At 67.7% G+C, this 15,698-nt stretch carries 13 protein-coding genes, 2 pseudogenes and 1 riboswitch; of the genes and pseudogenes, 9 read left to right on the forward strand and 6 right to left on the reverse strand.

Annotation, left to right across the window (positions count from 1 at the left end; all coding sequences use genetic code 11):
* Positions 1–13 precede the first annotated feature (13 nt).
* Positions 14–2,122, forward strand: a complete 2,109-nt coding sequence (gene pta, locus GTV32_RS18200; RefSeq protein ID WP_161061507.1) for a phosphate acetyltransferase — start codon at positions 14–16, stop codon at positions 2,120–2,122.
* Positions 2,119–3,327, forward strand: coding sequence for an acetate kinase (locus tag GTV32_RS18205; protein ID WP_161061508.1), 1,209 nt, complete (start codon positions 2,119–2,121; stop codon positions 3,325–3,327). The genes pta and GTV32_RS18205 overlap by 4 nt, the downstream gene beginning before the upstream one ends.
* A gap of 45 nt (positions 3,328–3,372) precedes the next feature.
* On the opposite strand, the pseudogene GTV32_RS23925 reads toward GTV32_RS18205, so the two are convergent.
* From GTV32_RS23925 to GTV32_RS18220, 3 genes and pseudogenes are all read right to left on the reverse strand, one after another.
* A pseudogene (locus tag GTV32_RS23925) lies at positions 3,373–5,981 on the reverse strand (tetratricopeptide repeat protein).
* A 19-nt stretch (positions 5,982–6,000) separates the two neighbouring features.
* Positions 6,001–6,999 carry a glutamate ABC transporter substrate-binding protein gene (locus tag GTV32_RS18215; protein ID WP_161061509.1) on the reverse strand — a complete coding sequence of 333 codons (999 nt, stop codon included), beginning with the start codon at positions 6,997–6,999 and terminating at the stop codon, positions 6,001–6,003.
* Positions 6,996–8,440, reverse strand: a pseudogene (locus tag GTV32_RS18220) (hypothetical protein). Before GTV32_RS18220 ends, GTV32_RS18215 begins: the two are co-directional and overlap by 4 nt.
* A gap of 345 nt (positions 8,441–8,785) precedes the next feature.
* Here GTV32_RS18220 and GTV32_RS18225 point away from each other — a divergent pair.
* Entirely contained in the window at positions 8,786–9,268 is a 483-nt protein-coding gene (locus tag GTV32_RS18225) for an NUDIX hydrolase (protein ID WP_161061510.1), read from the forward strand.
* Here the strand turns inward: GTV32_RS18225 and GTV32_RS18230 are convergent.
* Complete coding sequence (locus GTV32_RS18230; protein WP_161061511.1) at positions 9,243–9,635, reverse strand: hypothetical protein; 393 nt, start codon at positions 9,633–9,635, stop codon at positions 9,243–9,245. The two genes, GTV32_RS18225 and GTV32_RS18230, sit on opposite strands and share 26 nt — an antisense overlap.
* Before the next feature lie 371 nt (positions 9,636–10,006).
* Here GTV32_RS18230 and GTV32_RS18235 point away from each other — a divergent pair, with 371 nt between their 5' ends.
* Positions 10,007–10,705: a nitroreductase gene (locus tag GTV32_RS18235; protein WP_161061512.1), complete on the forward strand. Its 699-nt coding sequence runs from the start codon at positions 10,007–10,009 to the stop codon at positions 10,703–10,705.
* On the opposite strand, the gene thiE is transcribed toward GTV32_RS18235, so the two are convergent.
* Complete coding sequence (thiE, locus tag GTV32_RS18240; RefSeq protein ID WP_343287375.1) at positions 10,695–11,375, reverse strand: thiamine phosphate synthase; 681 nt, start codon at positions 11,373–11,375, stop codon at positions 10,695–10,697. The genes GTV32_RS18235 and thiE overlap by 11 nt on opposite strands.
* Positions 11,376–11,394: 19 nt before the next feature.
* Positions 11,395–11,509: riboswitch (TPP riboswitch) on the forward strand.
* On the opposite strand from thiE, the gene thiO reads away from it, so the two are divergent.
* The 3 genes from thiO (at position 11,505) to GTV32_RS18255 (ending at position 13,565) form a co-directional block, all read left to right on the forward strand.
* Positions 11,505–12,596 (forward strand): glycine oxidase ThiO, encoded by a 1,092-nt coding sequence (gene thiO, locus GTV32_RS18245; protein ID WP_343287376.1) that lies wholly within the window; start codon positions 11,505–11,507, stop codon positions 12,594–12,596. Its footprint overlaps the riboswitch before it by 5 nt.
* The gene (gene thiS, locus GTV32_RS18250) at positions 12,593–12,790 is read left to right on the forward strand and encodes a sulfur carrier protein ThiS (RefSeq protein ID WP_343287455.1); all 198 of its coding nucleotides are present in this window, start codon (positions 12,593–12,595) and stop codon (positions 12,788–12,790) included. The genes thiO and thiS overlap by 4 nt, the downstream gene beginning before the upstream one ends.
* Positions 12,791–12,806: 16 nt before the next feature.
* Positions 12,807–13,565 carry a thiazole synthase gene (locus GTV32_RS18255; protein ID WP_161062614.1) on the forward strand — a complete coding sequence of 253 codons (759 nt, stop codon included), beginning with the start codon at positions 12,807–12,809 and terminating at the stop codon, positions 13,563–13,565.
* Between the two features lie 47 nt (positions 13,566–13,612).
* On the opposite strand, the gene GTV32_RS18260 is transcribed toward GTV32_RS18255, so the two are convergent.
* The gene (locus GTV32_RS18260) at positions 13,613–13,903 is read right to left on the reverse strand and encodes a DUF1330 domain-containing protein (RefSeq protein ID WP_161061515.1); all 291 of its coding nucleotides are present in this window, start codon (positions 13,901–13,903) and stop codon (positions 13,613–13,615) included.
* Positions 13,904–13,972: 69 nt separating this feature from the next.
* Here GTV32_RS18260 and GTV32_RS18265 point away from each other — a divergent pair, with 69 nt between their 5' ends.
* Positions 13,973–14,914 (forward strand): ABC transporter ATP-binding protein, encoded by a 942-nt coding sequence (locus GTV32_RS18265; RefSeq protein ID WP_161061516.1) that lies wholly within the window; start codon positions 13,973–13,975, stop codon positions 14,912–14,914.
* A complete protein-coding gene (locus GTV32_RS18270; protein ID WP_161061517.1) occupies positions 14,911–15,663 on the forward strand; it encodes an ABC transporter permease in 753 nt (250 codons plus the stop codon). Before GTV32_RS18265 ends, GTV32_RS18270 begins: the two co-directional genes overlap by 4 nt.
* The last annotated feature ends 35 nt before the right edge of the window (positions 15,664–15,698 follow it).

Consider the following 15,698-nt stretch of genomic DNA (forward strand, 5'->3'; position numbering starts at 1 on the left):
TAGGCTGGCGGACATGGGTGCAGACACCGGCACGTCGAACAGCATCTACATCGCGTCCGCGGAGGGCGATACGGGCAAGTCCACAATCGCGCTGGGCCTGCTGGCACTCCTCTCGGCGACCGGCGGGCGGGTCGGCGTGTTCCGTCCCATCTCACGTGCCGCGGCAGGTGAACGCGACTACATCCTCGACCTGCTCATCGATCACGCTTCGGCCGACCTGCCCTACGAGGACTGCATCGGCGTCACCTACGAGCAGGTCCATGCGGACCCAGAAGGCGCCATCGGGGAGATCGTCGCGCGCTTCCACGCCGTCGAGGCGCGCTGCGACACGGTCCTGGTGATCGGTTCGGACTACACCGACGTCGGCAACCCCTCCGAGCTGAGCTACAACGCGCGCATCGCGGCCAATCTGGCGGCGCCGATCATCCTGGCCATCAAGGCAACCGGACGCAGCGCCACCGAACTCCACGGGCTCGCGGATCTGCTCCTCACCGAGATCTCGGCCGTGCACGCCACCACCGCTGCGATCGTCGTCAACCGGTGCGAGCCGGAGCTGATGGTGGTGATCGGCAAAGAGGTGGAGAAGACGGGTACCCCCACATGGTGTCTGCCGGAGGCCCCGGTCCTGTTCGCGCCGACCATGGCCGAACTGAAGGATGCACTCGGTGCCGAGATCTACAGCGGCGACGAAGAACTCCTCGACCGTGAAGCGCTCAAGGTGATGGTCGGCGGCATGACGGTCGAGCACATCCTGGAGCGGCTGACCGACGGGACCGTCGTCATCACGCCGGCGGACCGTTCCGATGTGCTGTTGGCACTGGTCAATGCCAATACAGCGCAAGGCTTTCCGAGACTTTCAGGCATCATCCTCAACGGCGGCCTCCGGCCGCATCCGATGATCCAGGCGCTGGTGAGCGGACTGAAACCGACCTTGCCGATCATCTCGTGTGAACAGGGCACCTACGAGACCGCGCGGACCGCAGCCCACACCCGCGGACGGATCGCGGTCGGATCGGCACGCAAGATCGAGGCCGCACTCGCGTTGATGGAGGAACACATCGCCCCCGAGGCGGTGATGAAGGTGCTCGACGTCCGTACCCCGTCCGTGGTCACCCCGCAGATGTTCGAGTACAGCCTGATTGCGCAGGCCCGCTCGACCCCCAAGCGCATCGTCCTGCCGGAGGGGGAGGAGGACCGCATCCTGCGGGCGGCGAGCAGACTGCTGCGCCGGGGCGTCGCACAACTCACCCTACTGGGTGACGAGGACGTGATACACACGCGCGCACAGGAACTCGCTCTCGACCTCGACGGCGTGGAGGTGATCGACCCGGCGACCTCCAGCCTGGTCGACGAGTTCGCCGGTCTGTACACCGACCTGCGCAAGCACAAGGGAATGGATCTCGACCGCGCCACCGAGACGATGCGCGATGTCTCGTATTTCGGCACGATGATGGTGCACACCGGCCGCGCCGACGGAATGGTGTCCGGCGCGGTGCACACCACCGCGCACACCATCCGGCCGTCGTTCGAGATCATCAAGACCGCCCCCGGGGTGTCGACGGTGTCGAGCGTGTTCTTCATGTGCCTCGCGGATCGGGTACTGGCTTATGGTGATTGCGCCGTGGTTCCCGACCCCACCGCCGAGCAACTCGCCGACATCGCGATATCGTCCGCACAGACGGCCGAGCAGTTCGGGATCGACGCGCGAGTCGCCATGCTGTCCTATTCGACGGGGAAATCCGGTTCCGGCGCCGACGTCGACAAGGTGCGGATCGCCACCGACCTGGTTCGAGAACGCGCACCGGAGATCCTGGTGGAAGGCCCCATCCAGTACGACGCAGCCGTCGAACCGAGTGTGGCGGCCACCAAGATGCCCGACTCACCCGTCGCCGGACAGGCCACCGTGCTGATCTTCCCCGACCTCAACACGGGCAACAACACCTACAAAGCCGTGCAGCGCAGCGCGAATGCAATCGCGATCGGCCCGGTCCTGCAGGGTCTCAACAAGCCGATCAATGACCTGTCGCGCGGCGCCCTCGTCTCCGACATCGTCAACACCGTCGCCATCACCGCCATCCAGGCGCAGCAACAACCGGCGTCGGCCGCGGAGGTGACCCGATGAGTTCAACTGCCGACGGTGCGGTGCTGGTCCTGAACGCAGGTTCGTCGTCATTGAAATACCAACTGCTCCATCCGGATACCGAGGAAGTGGTGGCCGACGGTATCGCGGAGCGAATCGGCGAACACGATGCGTCGATCACCCACGAGCAGGGCGGCGAGTCCGCGACCGAGCGGCGGGAGCTGCCCGATCACCGGGCGGCGGTCGAGCTGGCGATGCGCTTCTTCGCCGATCACGGAACGGATCTCGCGACGGCCGGGTTGCGTGCGGTCGGACATCGCGTCGTGCACGGCGGCCGGATCTTCCACCAGCCGACGCTGATCACCACAGAGGTGATCTCCGAGATCCGGCGGATCTCGACCCTTGCCCCCCTGCACAATCCGGCGAACCTGATCGGGATCGACGCGGCCCGGGAACTGTTGCCGGACGTTCCGGCGGTCGCCGTGTTCGACACCGCGTTCTTCCACTCGCTGCCCGACGCGGCGGCCACCTACGCGATCGATCGTGGTGTCGCGAGCATGCACGCCATACGCCGGTACGGGTTTCACGGGACGAGCCACGAGTACGTCTCCGGTCAGGTGGCGGAGTTCCTCGGCCGGCCGGTGGGCGAGATCAACCAGATCGTGCTGCACCTCGGCAACGGGGCGTCGGCGTCGGCCATCGCGGGTGGACGCCCTGTCGACACGTCGATGGGCATGACGCCGTTGGAGGGACTGGTGATGGGCACCCGCAGCGGTGACATCGACCCTGGGATCGTGATGCACCTCAACCGCGTCGCGAAACTCGGTGTGGATCAGATCGACACGCTGCTGAACAAGCAGTCGGGACTCAAAGGTCTGTGCGGTGAGAACGATTTCCGTGCCATCACCGAGAAGATGGCGGCCGGCGATGCCGGCGCACGCAAGGCCTACGAGGTGTACATCCACCGGCTGCGCCGGTACATCGGCGCGTACATGATCGAGCTGGGCCGCGTGGACGCGATCACCTTCACCGCCGGCGTCGGAGAGAATGCGGCGAGCGTCCGGGCCGATGCCCTCGCGGACCTCGAGAACTACGGCATCGTCGTCGACGCGGAGCGGAATACAGTGCGGGCCAACCATGCCCGACGGATCTCCGCCGACGGGGGCCGGGTCGACGTCCTCGTGGTCCCCACCAATGAGGAACTGGCGATCGCCCGCCAGTCGGCGGAAGTCGTCGCCGAGGCGTAGCCCGGCTCAGACCCCGCTCAGAACCTCGACTCCGAACCCCCCGCCTCAGAACAGCGTGTCGGGACGCACGTAGTTGGCCAGGTCGACCAGCATGAAACGATGATCGCGGTTGAGCCGTGTCTGCCGTGCCAGTCCGCGCAGACACCGTTCGGTCCCGGTCCGCAGGCCCGGCTCGGTGAACGGATATCCGAGCAGCACCGTCGGCTGGAGATCCGGGTCCATGTCCGGGTTCTCGTGTACCCAGCCGAGCGCGGTGCCGAGCACGATGAGCAGAAGTCGCTGTTTGCGGGGCTCGCTGTCGGGCATCACCCCGACCCGTCGCGCCGCCTCGACGATGTGTTCGCGGGTGATGGTGCGCATCGGCCTGCCGTGGACCAGTGCCAGGACTGCCGTTGCGCGTGCGGTGTTGAAGTGACGGCTCGTCGGCGGGACCTCGTCGAGCGGTTCGATCGCCTCGTCCACCTTGCCTGCCGCCACCGCGAGGCGGGCGAGACCGAATGCGGCGGTGACGATCGCGTGATCGGTGAGCCACAGATCGTGGTAGTGGTGTGCGGCGATGTCGAACAGCTCGGTGATGCGGCGCCGATGATCGTCCGAGGGCGAGTTCTCGTCGGAGAACCAGCGTCCGATCAGCTCCGCCGTCCCCGCGACCGCGAGCTTGGGTGCCACCTCGCCGGGCATGGCCTGCAGGACGTCGCTGAACCGCTCGTAGGCCAGCTCCGGTTCGTCGTTCATCAGTGCACAGATCGCCATGTACCACTGCATGCGCCACGAATCCCCGTGGTGCGCCGAGACATCGCGTAGCAGTTCCAGTGCGGTGTCGACGTCGTCGAGTTCCAGATGTGCCCGCGCCTCGGCGAGGTCGATCTCCAGCGACGGATGCGGATTGTCGGTGGGGCGCCCGAGCAGCGACGCGAAACCGTCGGCTCGCGCGGCGTGAATCGAATCCAGGGTCTGACGCGGATCGGACAACGCGGCCGAGGTCAGCAGTCCCGCAGCGGGATCGAGCGGATTGACGAGCGGCAGCGGCAGGGCGCGCGCGATGTCGACGGGATCGTAGAAGGCGGCCTGTTCGGGATCGAAGAATCCGTCCACTGGGGCCAGCATCAGGTCGGTCCCGAATGTCGATCGTTGCGGCGTGAACACCGTCGAGAGCGACGGGCGGGGGACACCGGTGTGCACCGCGACGACCTCGCGCAGGACATTGAGGACCTGCGTGGTCATCTCGTCCGTCGAGGCGAATCGCTCCGCCGGATCGGTGGCGGTGGCCCGTTGCAGCAGAAGATAATACGACGGGTTGTCGGCCAGCACCGCGTTGTCCTCGGGGATGGCAGGCCGTCGAGGTAGCGCCCGTCCACCTTGGGCATGTCCACGGTGAGAGCGGCCAGGGTACGGCCGATGCTGTAGATGTCGGTGGCGATCTGCGGGCCGGTCTTCACGATCTCCGGTGCCTGGAACCCGGGGGTGCCGTACAGGTGGCCATAGCCGTTGATCGGGGAGACGGCGCCGAGGTCGATGAGCTTCACCTCGTCGCTGCCGACCATGATGTTCTCCGGCTTGACATCGTTGTAGACGAGGCCGACCGAGTGTAGATAGCCAACGGCGGGAAGGACTTCCAGCATGTAGGCCATGGCGATCTCGACGGGTAGCAGGTGCGTGTCGTCGTTCTCGGCGGTGTCGTCGGGTGTGTCGTCGGCGCCGTCCGTCCGGCGCTCGCGCGGACCGCTGACAGAGCTGCGGGAACTGCCCTCGTCGGTCGTCATCTGCTTCAACGTCTGGCCACCGATGTACTCCATCACGATGTAGCCGAAACGATCGCCGAACTCGTTCACGTGCTCGACGAAGTTGTAGATCTTGACGATGCCGGGGTGATTGACCGATGCCAGGAATTGCCGCTCGGCGACCGCCACCGCCTGGGCCTCGGAATCCGACGAGTTCAGCAGGCCCTTGAGCACCACCGGCCGGTCCGACACGTTGCGGTCGATGGCGAGGTAGATCCAGCCGAGCCCGCCGTGGGCGATTGCGCCGGTGATCTCATACTGGTCGGCGACCAGCGTCCCGCGGGCGAGCCCCGGTACGAAGGAATAGCGTGATCCGCAATGTGGGCATTCCCCGGCGAGGTCGCCCTGTCCCGGGCCTGCGCTGCGTCCCACCGGCTTTCCGCATCGCCAGCAGTATCGTTTGCGTTCGGCGATGACCGGGTGGGTCAGCACCGCGTCGGCGGGTTCGATGTCGGTGATCTTGGGTAGTTCGACCAGACCGCTGCCTAGTCGGCGGTCGTGCACCATCGAACGATTGCGGGGGATGAGTCGCCGAGACGAGCCGAACCCGGCCACCTCGGTGGGGATGGTGGGGCGCGACCGACCGGACACGCGATCGGTCGTCGTGTTGCCCGAGTCTGGCGCAGCCGCCCTGGTCGCCACGTCGAGGTCCGCGAGATCGGCGGCCTGGGTTCCGACGTCGAGGTCGTCGCGACTGGCTGCCACCGTGCCGACGTCGAGGTCGTCGCGACTCGCCGCCTGCGTCCCGACATCGAGGTCGACGAGGTCCTCACCTATCAGCTCGTCGCGACTGACGGCCTGCGTGCCCAGCTCGACCTCTCCCGCGTCATCGGCGGGAGTCGTTGTGTCGGTGCTCTTCTGGTGCTCGCTCATCTCGCAGTCACTCGTCGGATCAGTCGCGGTACACGGGTTGTGGAGGACCGTCACCCGGCCCCAGGATGGACAGCCAGTGATCGTACATCTGCTGCCACCGCCCGCTGACGCGCAGTTCGTTCAACACCCCGTTGACAAAGCGCACCATGTCGTCCTGGCCCTTGGGGATGCCGACTCCGTAGTACTCCTTGCCGAGACTCGGGCCGACCAGCTGCACCCACGGATCCTGTTCGGCGAGACCCGCGAGAATGGCGTCGTCGGTGGTCGTGGCGTCCACCTGTCCCTGCTGCATCATCACCAGGCAGTCCGCCCAGGTGGTGGTGGTGACCATTCTGGCACGCGGCTGGATGGACTGTATGCGCCCGATCGAGGTGGCGCCGCGTGCCGAGCAGACCCGTTTGCCCGCCAGGGCGGCCGGACCGTCGATGCCCGACGTGCGGGTGGACAGAATTCGTTGGGATGCAACGTAGTACGGGCTGGAGAAAGAGACGTCGCGAACGCGGTCGCAGGTGATGCTCATGGTCTTGACCACCACGTCGACGCTGTGATCGATGAGGGCCTGCGTGCGTTCGGCCGAGCTCAGGACGCGGTACTCGATCGTGCTGGGGTCGTCGAAGATCGCCTGCGCGATCGCCCGCGCGATGTCCACGTCGAATCCCTGGACGTCGCCGGTGAGGGGGTCGCGGAAACTGAACAGGTTGCTGCCGATGTCGAGGCCGACGATCAGGCGCCCCCGTCCGAGGATGTCGGCCATGGTGGTGCGTTGTGGCATCTGAGCGGGCACGGGCATGGGGCCCGGCCGCAGGCTCGCGGTCGCATCACAGTTCTCGGAGTTCGGTGCCGGCTCACGGGCCGCGCCGGTCTCCGCGCCCGGCGGGGTGGGCTGCACACCGAACGCCACCGGCGGCGGTGAGGGCGGCGCCGGAAACCGTACGCATCCGGTGGCGGCCGCACAGACGAACAGCAGCGCCGCTGCTGCCCGGGCCAGCCGCCCACGATGTCTGCCGGTCCACGTCATCGGTACTCCCGGATGCGAGGGATGAGCCCGATCACCACCGCGGCTGCGGCGAACAGGGTCAGGAGCAGGATGCCGGTGCCGGTGTATCCGAGGACCCGTTGGGCGGTGTTGATGTCGTCACGGAAGGAGAGCCGGGTGGTGGTGATGGTGTCGACCAGCGCCCGATCCAGGTCGCCGTACGCCTGCGCCGTCGAATTGGGCCCGTCTCCCACGGTCATCATCCGGGCCCGTGCGAAGTTTCCCGCACTCATCTGCGAGCGGACCTGCGCGTCGAGCTCTTTCCACCTCGTCAGCACATAATTGGCGTTGTAGAGCTGTCCCTCCGACACCGCACTCGAGTCGTCGCGGTCCTTGCCGAGTTCGTCGAGGGTCCGGCCGATGCTCGCGGTGGCATCGGTGAAGGTCCGGTCCAGGTCGCCCTGATCGCCACGACGGACCAGGGAGAGGGTCTCCGCGGATCGGGCCTGCTGGGTGAGGATGCGCGCCGACGTCAGGTCCCGCAGGGGATCGGCCCCGTCGATGCGCGCGTTGTTGGTGGCTGCGACGGACATGAGACCCGACGCCAACAGCCACACCGTCCCCCCGATCACCGCGACGAGAGCGGCGAGCACGCCGATGTTGAAGCGCCGCCGGGTGCGTATCCGGAGGTAGCGGCTGGTCGCGACGAGCCCGACGATGAGCACGATGAGGGCCGCGTACACCCCCACGGCGGGACGGTGAGGGTGCTCTGGGGATCGGCGATCGACCGGGAACGGCGTTCGTAGAGTCGTTGGGCAGCGGGCAGGATCTTGTCCTGCATCATCGCCGAGGCCTGCCCGAGATAGGAGGAACCGACCGGGTTGCCGAGGCGGTTGTTGGTGCGTGCCGTTTCGATCAGTCCGCTGTATGCGGGGATGTTGATGGCGAGCGTCCGCAGGTCGGCGTTGGTCTGCCGTTGAACGGTCGCACTCTCGGAGTCGGCGAGGTCGTGAGTGGTGCCGGCGGCGGTGATCAATGACGACGACGCGGTTGCCAGTGCATCGGAATAGCGGGTGCGCAGTTCCGGGGATTCCAGACCGCCCGAGATGAACGCCGAGTTCGCGGCGGCGTCGGCGATGGAGAGCGAACTGTAGAGGACCTGGGAGGCCTCAGCGAGAGGCTCGGTCCGGTCGATCATCTCGCGCAGCGTCTCGGTGCGCTTCTCGAGGGTGTCTGATGCGTACAACCCGGTGGCCACGCAGGCGATAGCCAGGATCACCAGGATCAGGATGAGTTTGCCGGGGCTGGTGACCGCGTAGTGCCGCATCGTCGTCAGTGGCGACTGGGCGCGTTGACGGGCGGCGGCGACCAGGTCCCGGCGGTCTGCCAGCACCTGCCGGATCGGTGGGGCGGAAGAAGTGGGCCGGATGGTCCGGCCCGCGCGGGTGAGCGCGGTCCGCATATGCGAGACGTCGCCGGTCACCTCACGGTCCTTCCGAATTCTCCATAATTCCGGCGTCGCCTTCCGGTAGTGCCGGGCTTGCCGGCGTCGGGCTCACGGTCTCCACCTTGTGTGTCGCACCGGGCTGCGCACACGTTTCAGGTACCGCGTCGGCGGTATCGGTGACCACTCCCTCCCGGTCGGGATCGGTGTTCCTCACCAGTGTCAACCTTAGTCCTCGGTGCCCCGTCCGGCTCGACGTGAGCGGCCGTGTCCCGCGCCTTTGAGATCGCAGATCCGGTTCGACTTTCCCTGGCCTGTGTCCCACAACTCACATACCGTGGGGAGGTCCGGGTCAGCGGACGGGAAACCACGTCAGGAGGCAGGGTGCGCGGAGACGGAGACGGATGGGTGATCGATCCGGACGGTTCGCGCTACTGGGGGCGCCACGGCGCTGCCGGGTTGCTGTTGCGGGCGCCGCTGGCAGACGGCGCGACGGCAATCCTGCTGCAGCATCGCGCCGTGTGGTCGCATCAGGGCGGAACCTGGGGTCTGCCCGGCGGCGCGCGCGACTCCCATGAGAGTGCGATCGACACCGCCGTCCGCGAGGCTCATGAGGAAGCCGGTGTCGGCGGCGACGACCTGCACGTGGTCGCCGCGCTCGTCACCCATCAGGCGCCGAGTGGCTGGACGTACACCACGGTCATCGCGGAGGTCGACGAGCCGGTGCGCACGGTGGCCAATTTCGAATCCGCGGAATTGCGCTGGGTCCCCGAGAACGACGTGGCGCAACTGCCTCTGCACCCGGCGTTCGGGAACGCCTGGCCGGGACTGCGAGACCGCATCAACGCCCTCGACCCACAGAGCTGATCGGGGCCTGCAGCCGATTCGCGCCGGCGATCAGCGCGTTCACGTTGGCCTCGTCGCCGGTGGCGCCGTTGCCGTAGGCCCAGCACTGCCGGTCGTCGCCCTCGCACAGCAGGAATGTGGTCACCGTCCCGTCGACCTCGCGCTGGTGGAGGCTGACGATCTGTATCGGTGCGCCGACCTCGTAGAGCATCGATGTCATCGCGCCGATCGGTCCGGCGGCCCTGGCCTGCAGGGACATGATCCGGTCGGCCACGGCGATGGTCGCGCGGCAGGTGACCATGTCGTCGCGACCGGTTTTCATGCTGAAAGAACCCAGCCGGATGGCGCCGGCCGGCGCATACTCGTCGGCGAATCCTTGCCAGGTCATGTCGGCTGCCTCCTCACGCATACCGCGTGGCAGGGCGCATCCGAACCTGAGCGCGAACGGGTCACGCCCGCGCCGTTGCCCGGGTGGGTCGCCGGGACAGGGTTGCTGAGAAAGATGAAGGCTGTGCATCTCGTGTGTTCGTTTCGGTCGAATGAGAGGTGACCGACGGGCAGAGAGCGCAACGACCCCGCAGCGGGGGGTCGGTCGAATCAGACCCCGCTGCGGCGGGTTACGAGAATGCTCTGCATGCACAACATGATCCGCTCACGATAGACCCGCACGTCGGGGCGCGGCAACCGGCTTGTGACTCGCTCCGCTAGCGTCGGACCGGATACCGAACGAGGGTTCGGTCGTGACGGAGGGATGGCGAGATGACCGGGACTGTCGATCGCGAGGTGGGCACGGCTGTGCTCGAACAGATCATGGACGAACGGTGGACGTGCCGTCAGTTCCGTCCCGAGCCCGTGCCACGTGCCGACATCGACCGCCTGCTACGACTCGCGCAGCGCACGCCGTCGTGGTGCAACACCCAGCCGTGGCACACCGTCGTCACCGAGGGCGAGGGCACTGCGCGCCTGCGGCAGGCGCTCCTCGACCAGGTCGACTCCGGCGGGGCGATCTCCTCCGACATCGCCTGGCCGCCCGGCTACGAAGGTGTTTACCAAGAGCGCAGGCGCGAATGCGGGATGGCGTTGTACGAGACCCTCGGGATCACCCGGGAGGACAAGCTCGGCAAGGCGATGCAGATGCGTCGCAACTTCGAGTTCTTCGACGCGCCGCACGTCGCGATCATCACGACCACCGAATCACTGGGTGCCTACGGTGCAGTGGACTGTGGGCTCTACATCGGCACGTTCCTGCTCGCGGCCCAGTCCCTCGGTCTCGGCGCGGCACCGCAGGCGGCACTGGCCTCGTACTCCGAACTCCTTCACCGCGAGCTCGACATCCCGGCCGATCGCCACGTGGTGGCCGGGATCTCGTTCGGCTACGCGGACGCCGACGCCCCCGTCAACACCTTCCGGACCACCCGGGCGGACCTGGCGGACGCGGTGACGTTCGTCAGCGACTGATCGCGGACCGCAGTTGCGTGGCAGCTGACCGGGCGTCGTCGGCGGCGGTGATCGCCCGCACCACCACCACGCGACGCGCGCCTGCCGCGTGGACCTCGGGCAGTCGGCCGGCGTCGATGCCGCCGATCGCGAACCACGGCATGGGCGGATCGGTGGCTGCGGCGGCGCGGACCAGATCGAGTCCGGGTGCCGCACGCCCGGGTTTGGTCGGGGTCGGCCAGCACGGGCCGACGCAGAAGTAGTCGACATCGTCGTCGGCGACCGCGGCCCGCATCTGCTCCTCGTCATGGCTGGACAGCCCGATGACGACGTCGGGGCCGACGATCTGTCGGGCGAGGCGCGCGGGCAGATCGCCCTGTCCCACATGGAGGACGTCGGCGCCGGCGAGGACGGCCACGTCGGCACGATCGTTGACGGCGAGCAACGCGTCGTGCCGGTGTGTCACCTCGCGGAGCCGGGCGAGGATCTCGAGTTCTTCGCGGGCCTCCAGCGTGCCGAACCGCGTCTCGCCGGGCGATCCCTTGTCGCGCAACTGCACGATGTCGACACCACCGGCGAGGGCCGCGGAGACGAATTCGATCAGATCACCGCGTTCGCGACGGGCGTCGGTGCACAGGTACACACGGGCCGACGACAAGCGGTCGGATCTCGGGCCTCGAGTCGGTGTCACGGAGGCAACGGTAGGCTAGACGGCAAGACACGGGAGCCCGGGGTACGACGGGCTGAGAGTGCGGGCAGATCCTCCCGCTGACCGTTTGACCTGATCCGGGTAATGCCGGCGAAGGAAGGATGCCATCACGTGAACACCGAACACCCCGGGCCGACTCTCGCCGTCGTCGGCGGCGGCGTCATCGGATTGACGTGTGCGCTGGCGGCGGCCGACGCCGGTCACCGCGTGCGAGTCCATGACGCGGGTGTCACCGACCGCGCGGCCTGGGTGGCCGCAGGCATGCTGGGCTCGCTCGGCGAGGGCCACCCCGGTGAGGACGAGTTGCTCGTGTGCTCGGCGCGCTCGGTGCGACGCTGGCCCGATCTGGTGGCGCGCCTCGGCGATCCGGCGGTGATGGCCGCGACCGAGTCGTTGTTCGTCGCGGAGACGTCCGCCGACGCCGAGTACCTGGCAAACCTCGCCGGATTCGTCTGGTCGCGCGCGCCGCGGTCGCACGAAGACCTGCGGCCGGTCGACCTCGCCGAGATCCGCCGCCGCGAACCGGGGCTGAGTTCACGCCTGCACAGCGGATACGTCGCGGCCGGCGAAGGTGCGGTGGACAACCGGAGGTTGCTGTCCCGACTGCGTGACGCCGTGGCCGGCGCGGGTGCGCAGTTCGTCGACGAGCGGGTGACCGACCTCGCCGACATCGACGCCGACCAGGTTCTCGTCGCGGCCGGTCTGGGAACGCGGGCGCTGCTTCCCGACGTCGACCTGCACGCCGCCAAGGGTGAGATCCTGCGGCTGCGCCGCACGCGGTGGTCGGTGGCACCGCCGTCGCGCGTGATCCGCGCGCGGATGCGTGGACGACAGGTCTACCTCGTGCCGCGTGACGACGGCGTCGTCGTCGGTGCCACCCAGTACGAGCCGTTGGACGAGGGTGAGGCGGTGCCCGAGGTGGGCGGGGTGGCCGACCTGCTCGCCGACGCGACCGACCTGATGCCGGGATTGCGGACGTATGAACTCGTCGAGGCGGGCGCCGGTCTGCGGCCGTGCACGGCCGACGGTCTCCCGGACATCCGGCGTATCGACGACCGTGTCGTCGTGGCGGCCGGGCACGGACGCAACGGAATCCTGTTGGCGCCCTACACCGCCGACATCGTGCTCCGACTGCTGACCGGATCGGACGTCGTCGGCCCGGAGCTGAGCACGACGACCACACCAGGAGGTGGGACATGGTGACGCTTGTCGTCAACGGTGAGAAGACGGATCTGGCAACCGACGCGTCGATCGGCGATCTGATCACGAAGATGGGTCTGCCCGACCGTGGGATCGCGGTCGCGGTCGACGGTGAGGTGGTGCCGCGTGGTCGCTGGGATCAGTTGTTGCGCAATGATTCCGACGTCGAGATCGTCACGGCGGTGCAGGGTGGGTAGCGGCGTTCGGGCCGAGATGGACGCACCCCTGCGGATCGCTGACCGGGAGCTGGGGTCACGGTTGATCATGGGCACCGGCGGTGCCACCAATCTCGCCGCGCTCGAACGTGCGTTGGTGGCATCGGGGACGGAGTTGACCACCGTGGCGTTGCGCCGGGTGAGTCCCGAGTCCCGCACCGGGATGGTCGAGATGCTCCGTCGCCTCGGCATCGCGATCCTGCCCAACACGGCCGGCTGCCACACGACTGCCGAGGCCATCCTGACCGCGCAACTCGCCCGCGAGGCCGTCGAAACCCATTGGGTCAAGCTCGAAGTGGTCGCCGACGAACGCACCCTGCTGCCCGATCCGATCGAGCTGGTCGACGCCGCCCGCGCACTGGTCGACGACGGCTTCGCGGTACTGGCGTACACCAACGACGACCCGGTGCTCGCCGCCCGGTTGCAGGATCTCGGTGTCGCTGCGGTGATGCCGTTGGGTTCACCGATCGGGACCGGGCTGGGCATCGCCAATCCGCACAACATCGAGATGATCGTCGAGGCGGCGCAGGTGCCGGTGATCCTCGACGCCGGTATCGGCACCGCAAGCGATGCCGCTCTCGCCATGGAACTCGGTTGTGACGCAGTACTTCTCGCGTCGGCGGTCACCCGCGCCGACAATCCGGAGCGAATGGCGGCGGCGATGCGGCACGCGGTGATCGCGGGGCGCCACGCCGCGGGCGCCGGTCGGATACCCAAGCGGTTCTGGGCGCAGGCGTCGTCGCCCGCGCGCACCTAGCCCGCGACCCGAGCCGCACCGATCCCACAGCCCGCGGGGTGGCGGGTTCAGGCGGATTCGACCCGCCACATCTGCGTCCGTGCGACGCACCGGTCGCGACGCCGCGCCATCGCCTGCCGGCGTGAATCCTGCATGTACGAGTCGAACGCGGCCTCGTCGGCGAACTCGATGATCTGGGTTTCGAGTGGGTGGTCGGCGTCGGCCTCGACGCTGCGCAGGCGGACGAGCACGCGACCGCGGTGTTCGTCCACCAACCGAAGGACATCGTCCTCATAGGAGTGCAGTTCCGCCTCGTGGCCGGTGACCGGCCAGAGCAGCACCGTGAACGTCGTCGGCATGGACTCACCCTATGACGACGGGCCGTGCGGAGTGCGGCCGACTTCGGCCGAGATGTCTAAGGTCGAGGTGTGCTGACAGTCGAGAAACTGACCAAGGACTTCGGGCGGACGCGCGCCGTCGACGACTTGTCGTTCCAAGTCCGGCCCGGCGTGGTGACCGGGTTCCTGGGCCCGAACGGGGCGGGCAAGTCCACGACGATGCGGATGATGCTCGGACTGGACCGTCCCACCTCCGGGACCGCGACCATCAACGGTCGCCCATACCGCGAACTCGACCACCCGTTGCGGCAGGTCGGCGCCCTGCTCGACGCCGGGTGGGTGCACCCCAACCGCAGTGCCAGGTCGCATCTGCGGTGGATGGCGGCATCCAGCAACATTCCGGCGCGTCGGGTCGACGAGGTGATCGACATGGTCGGCCTCACCACCGTCGCGTCCAAGCGCGCCGGCGGGTTCTCACTCGGTATGAAGCAGCGCCTCGGACTCGCGAGCGCCCTGCTCGGTGACCCGCACACGTTGCTGTTCGACGAGCCGGTCAACGGGCTGGACCCGGAGGGCATCGTCTGGATTCGCAACTTCATGCGGCATCTCGCCGCGCAGGGCCGCACGGTGTTGGTGTCGAGTCATCTGCTCACCGAGATGTCGCTGACCGCCGACCATCTCGTGGTGATCGGACAGGGCCGGCTGATCGCCGATTGTTCGGTCGGAGAGTTCACCAGCCGGGCGGCGAGCAGCGTGCGGGTGCGCAGCCCACAGTTGCCCGAACTGCATCGGGTACTGGCCGAAGCCGGACTCCAGGTGGTGCCCCTGAACGCGGCCGACGGCCGCCCGGCGCTGTCCGTCGCGGACGTCACCACCGATCAGGTCGGTGATCTGGCGGGCCGTGCCGGAATCCTGTTACACGAACTGACCGGTACGAGCGCATCTCTGGAAGAGGTGTTCATGTCGATGACCGCAGGTGCGGTGCAGTACCAGGGCGGCGGGGCCGCTCCGACTCAGGGAGGGCCGCGATGATCGCCGCCATGAACGCCGAACGGATCAAGCTGACCTCCACACGGTCGCCGTACTGGTGTATCGGGATCGTCGTCGTCCTCGCGGTCGCCGTCGCCACTCTCATCGGGGCCACCGCCACATCGCCACCGGGACCGACGCCGGGTGAATCCGCGTGGACCGCGCTGATCGGGCTGAACCAGTTCGGCGTCCTCGTGCTGATGATCATGGCCGTACTCGCCGTGACCAGCGAGTACCGTTTCGGCACCATCCGGACCACGTTCCAGGCCATTCCGAAACGGTCGACCGTCCTGGCCGCCAAGGCCGGCGTGTTCGGTGCGCTCGCCGTCGCGGTGACGCTGGTGCTCGCCGTCGTGGCCATCGTGCTGGTGCGCGGACTTGCCGGCACGTCGAGCGGGATCGAACTCGGCGATTCCGGAGTGGCGCGCCAGATCTGGGGTACCCCCGTGATCGCCGCCCTCTATGTGTTGATCGGCCTGGGTGTGGGCGCCATCGTCCGGCACACCGCCGGTGCGATCGTGATCGTGCTGATCTGGAATCTGGCCCTCGAGTCGATCCTGTCCATCCTCCCGAAGATCGGTGAGCACATCGCGCCGTTCCTGCCGTTCGCCAACGGATCCCGATTCTTGAACGAGGGCATGGGTGACAGCAACTATCACTGGAACGTCTACGGATCGCTGATCTACTTCGCCGTCTTCGCGGTCGTCGTGTTCGTGGCGGGGATCGTGATGACCGAGCGCAGGGACGCGTAGCGAACCCTGCCCGGTGTTGTCGGCCGGGCAATGAG

Origin of the sequence: Gordonia sp. SID5947 (assembly GCF_009862785.1) — a bacterium.
Taxonomy (GTDB): domain Bacteria; phylum Actinomycetota; class Actinomycetes; order Mycobacteriales; family Mycobacteriaceae; genus Gordonia.

Bases quoted from the DNA above. Each gene is read 5' to 3' on its own strand.
- GTV32_RS18255 (WP_161062614.1), top strand. From the start codon at position 12,807: ATGGACGCACCCCTGCGGATCGCTGACCGGGAGCTGGGGTCACGGTTG.
- GTV32_RS18205 (WP_161061508.1), top strand. From the start codon at position 2,119: ATGAGTTCAACTGCCGACGGTGCGGTGCTGGTCCTGAACGCAGGTTCG.
- GTV32_RS18215 (WP_161061509.1), bottom strand. From the start codon at position 6,999: ATGACGTGGACCGGCAGACATCGTGGGCGGCTGGCCCGGGCAGCAGCG.
- GTV32_RS18230 (WP_161061511.1), bottom strand. From the start codon at position 9,635: ATGACCTGGCAAGGATTCGCCGACGAGTATGCGCCGGCCGGCGCCATC.
- GTV32_RS18235 (WP_161061512.1), top strand. From the start codon at position 10,007: ATGACCGGGACTGTCGATCGCGAGGTGGGCACGGCTGTGCTCGAACAG.
- GTV32_RS18260 (WP_161061515.1), bottom strand. From the start codon at position 13,903: ATGCCGACGACGTTCACGGTGCTGCTCTGGCCGGTCACCGGCCACGAG.
- pta (WP_161061507.1), top strand. From the start codon at position 14: ATGGGTGCAGACACCGGCACGTCGAACAGCATCTACATCGCGTCCGCG.
- GTV32_RS18270 (WP_161061517.1), top strand. From the start codon at position 14,911: ATGATCGCCGCCATGAACGCCGAACGGATCAAGCTGACCTCCACACGG.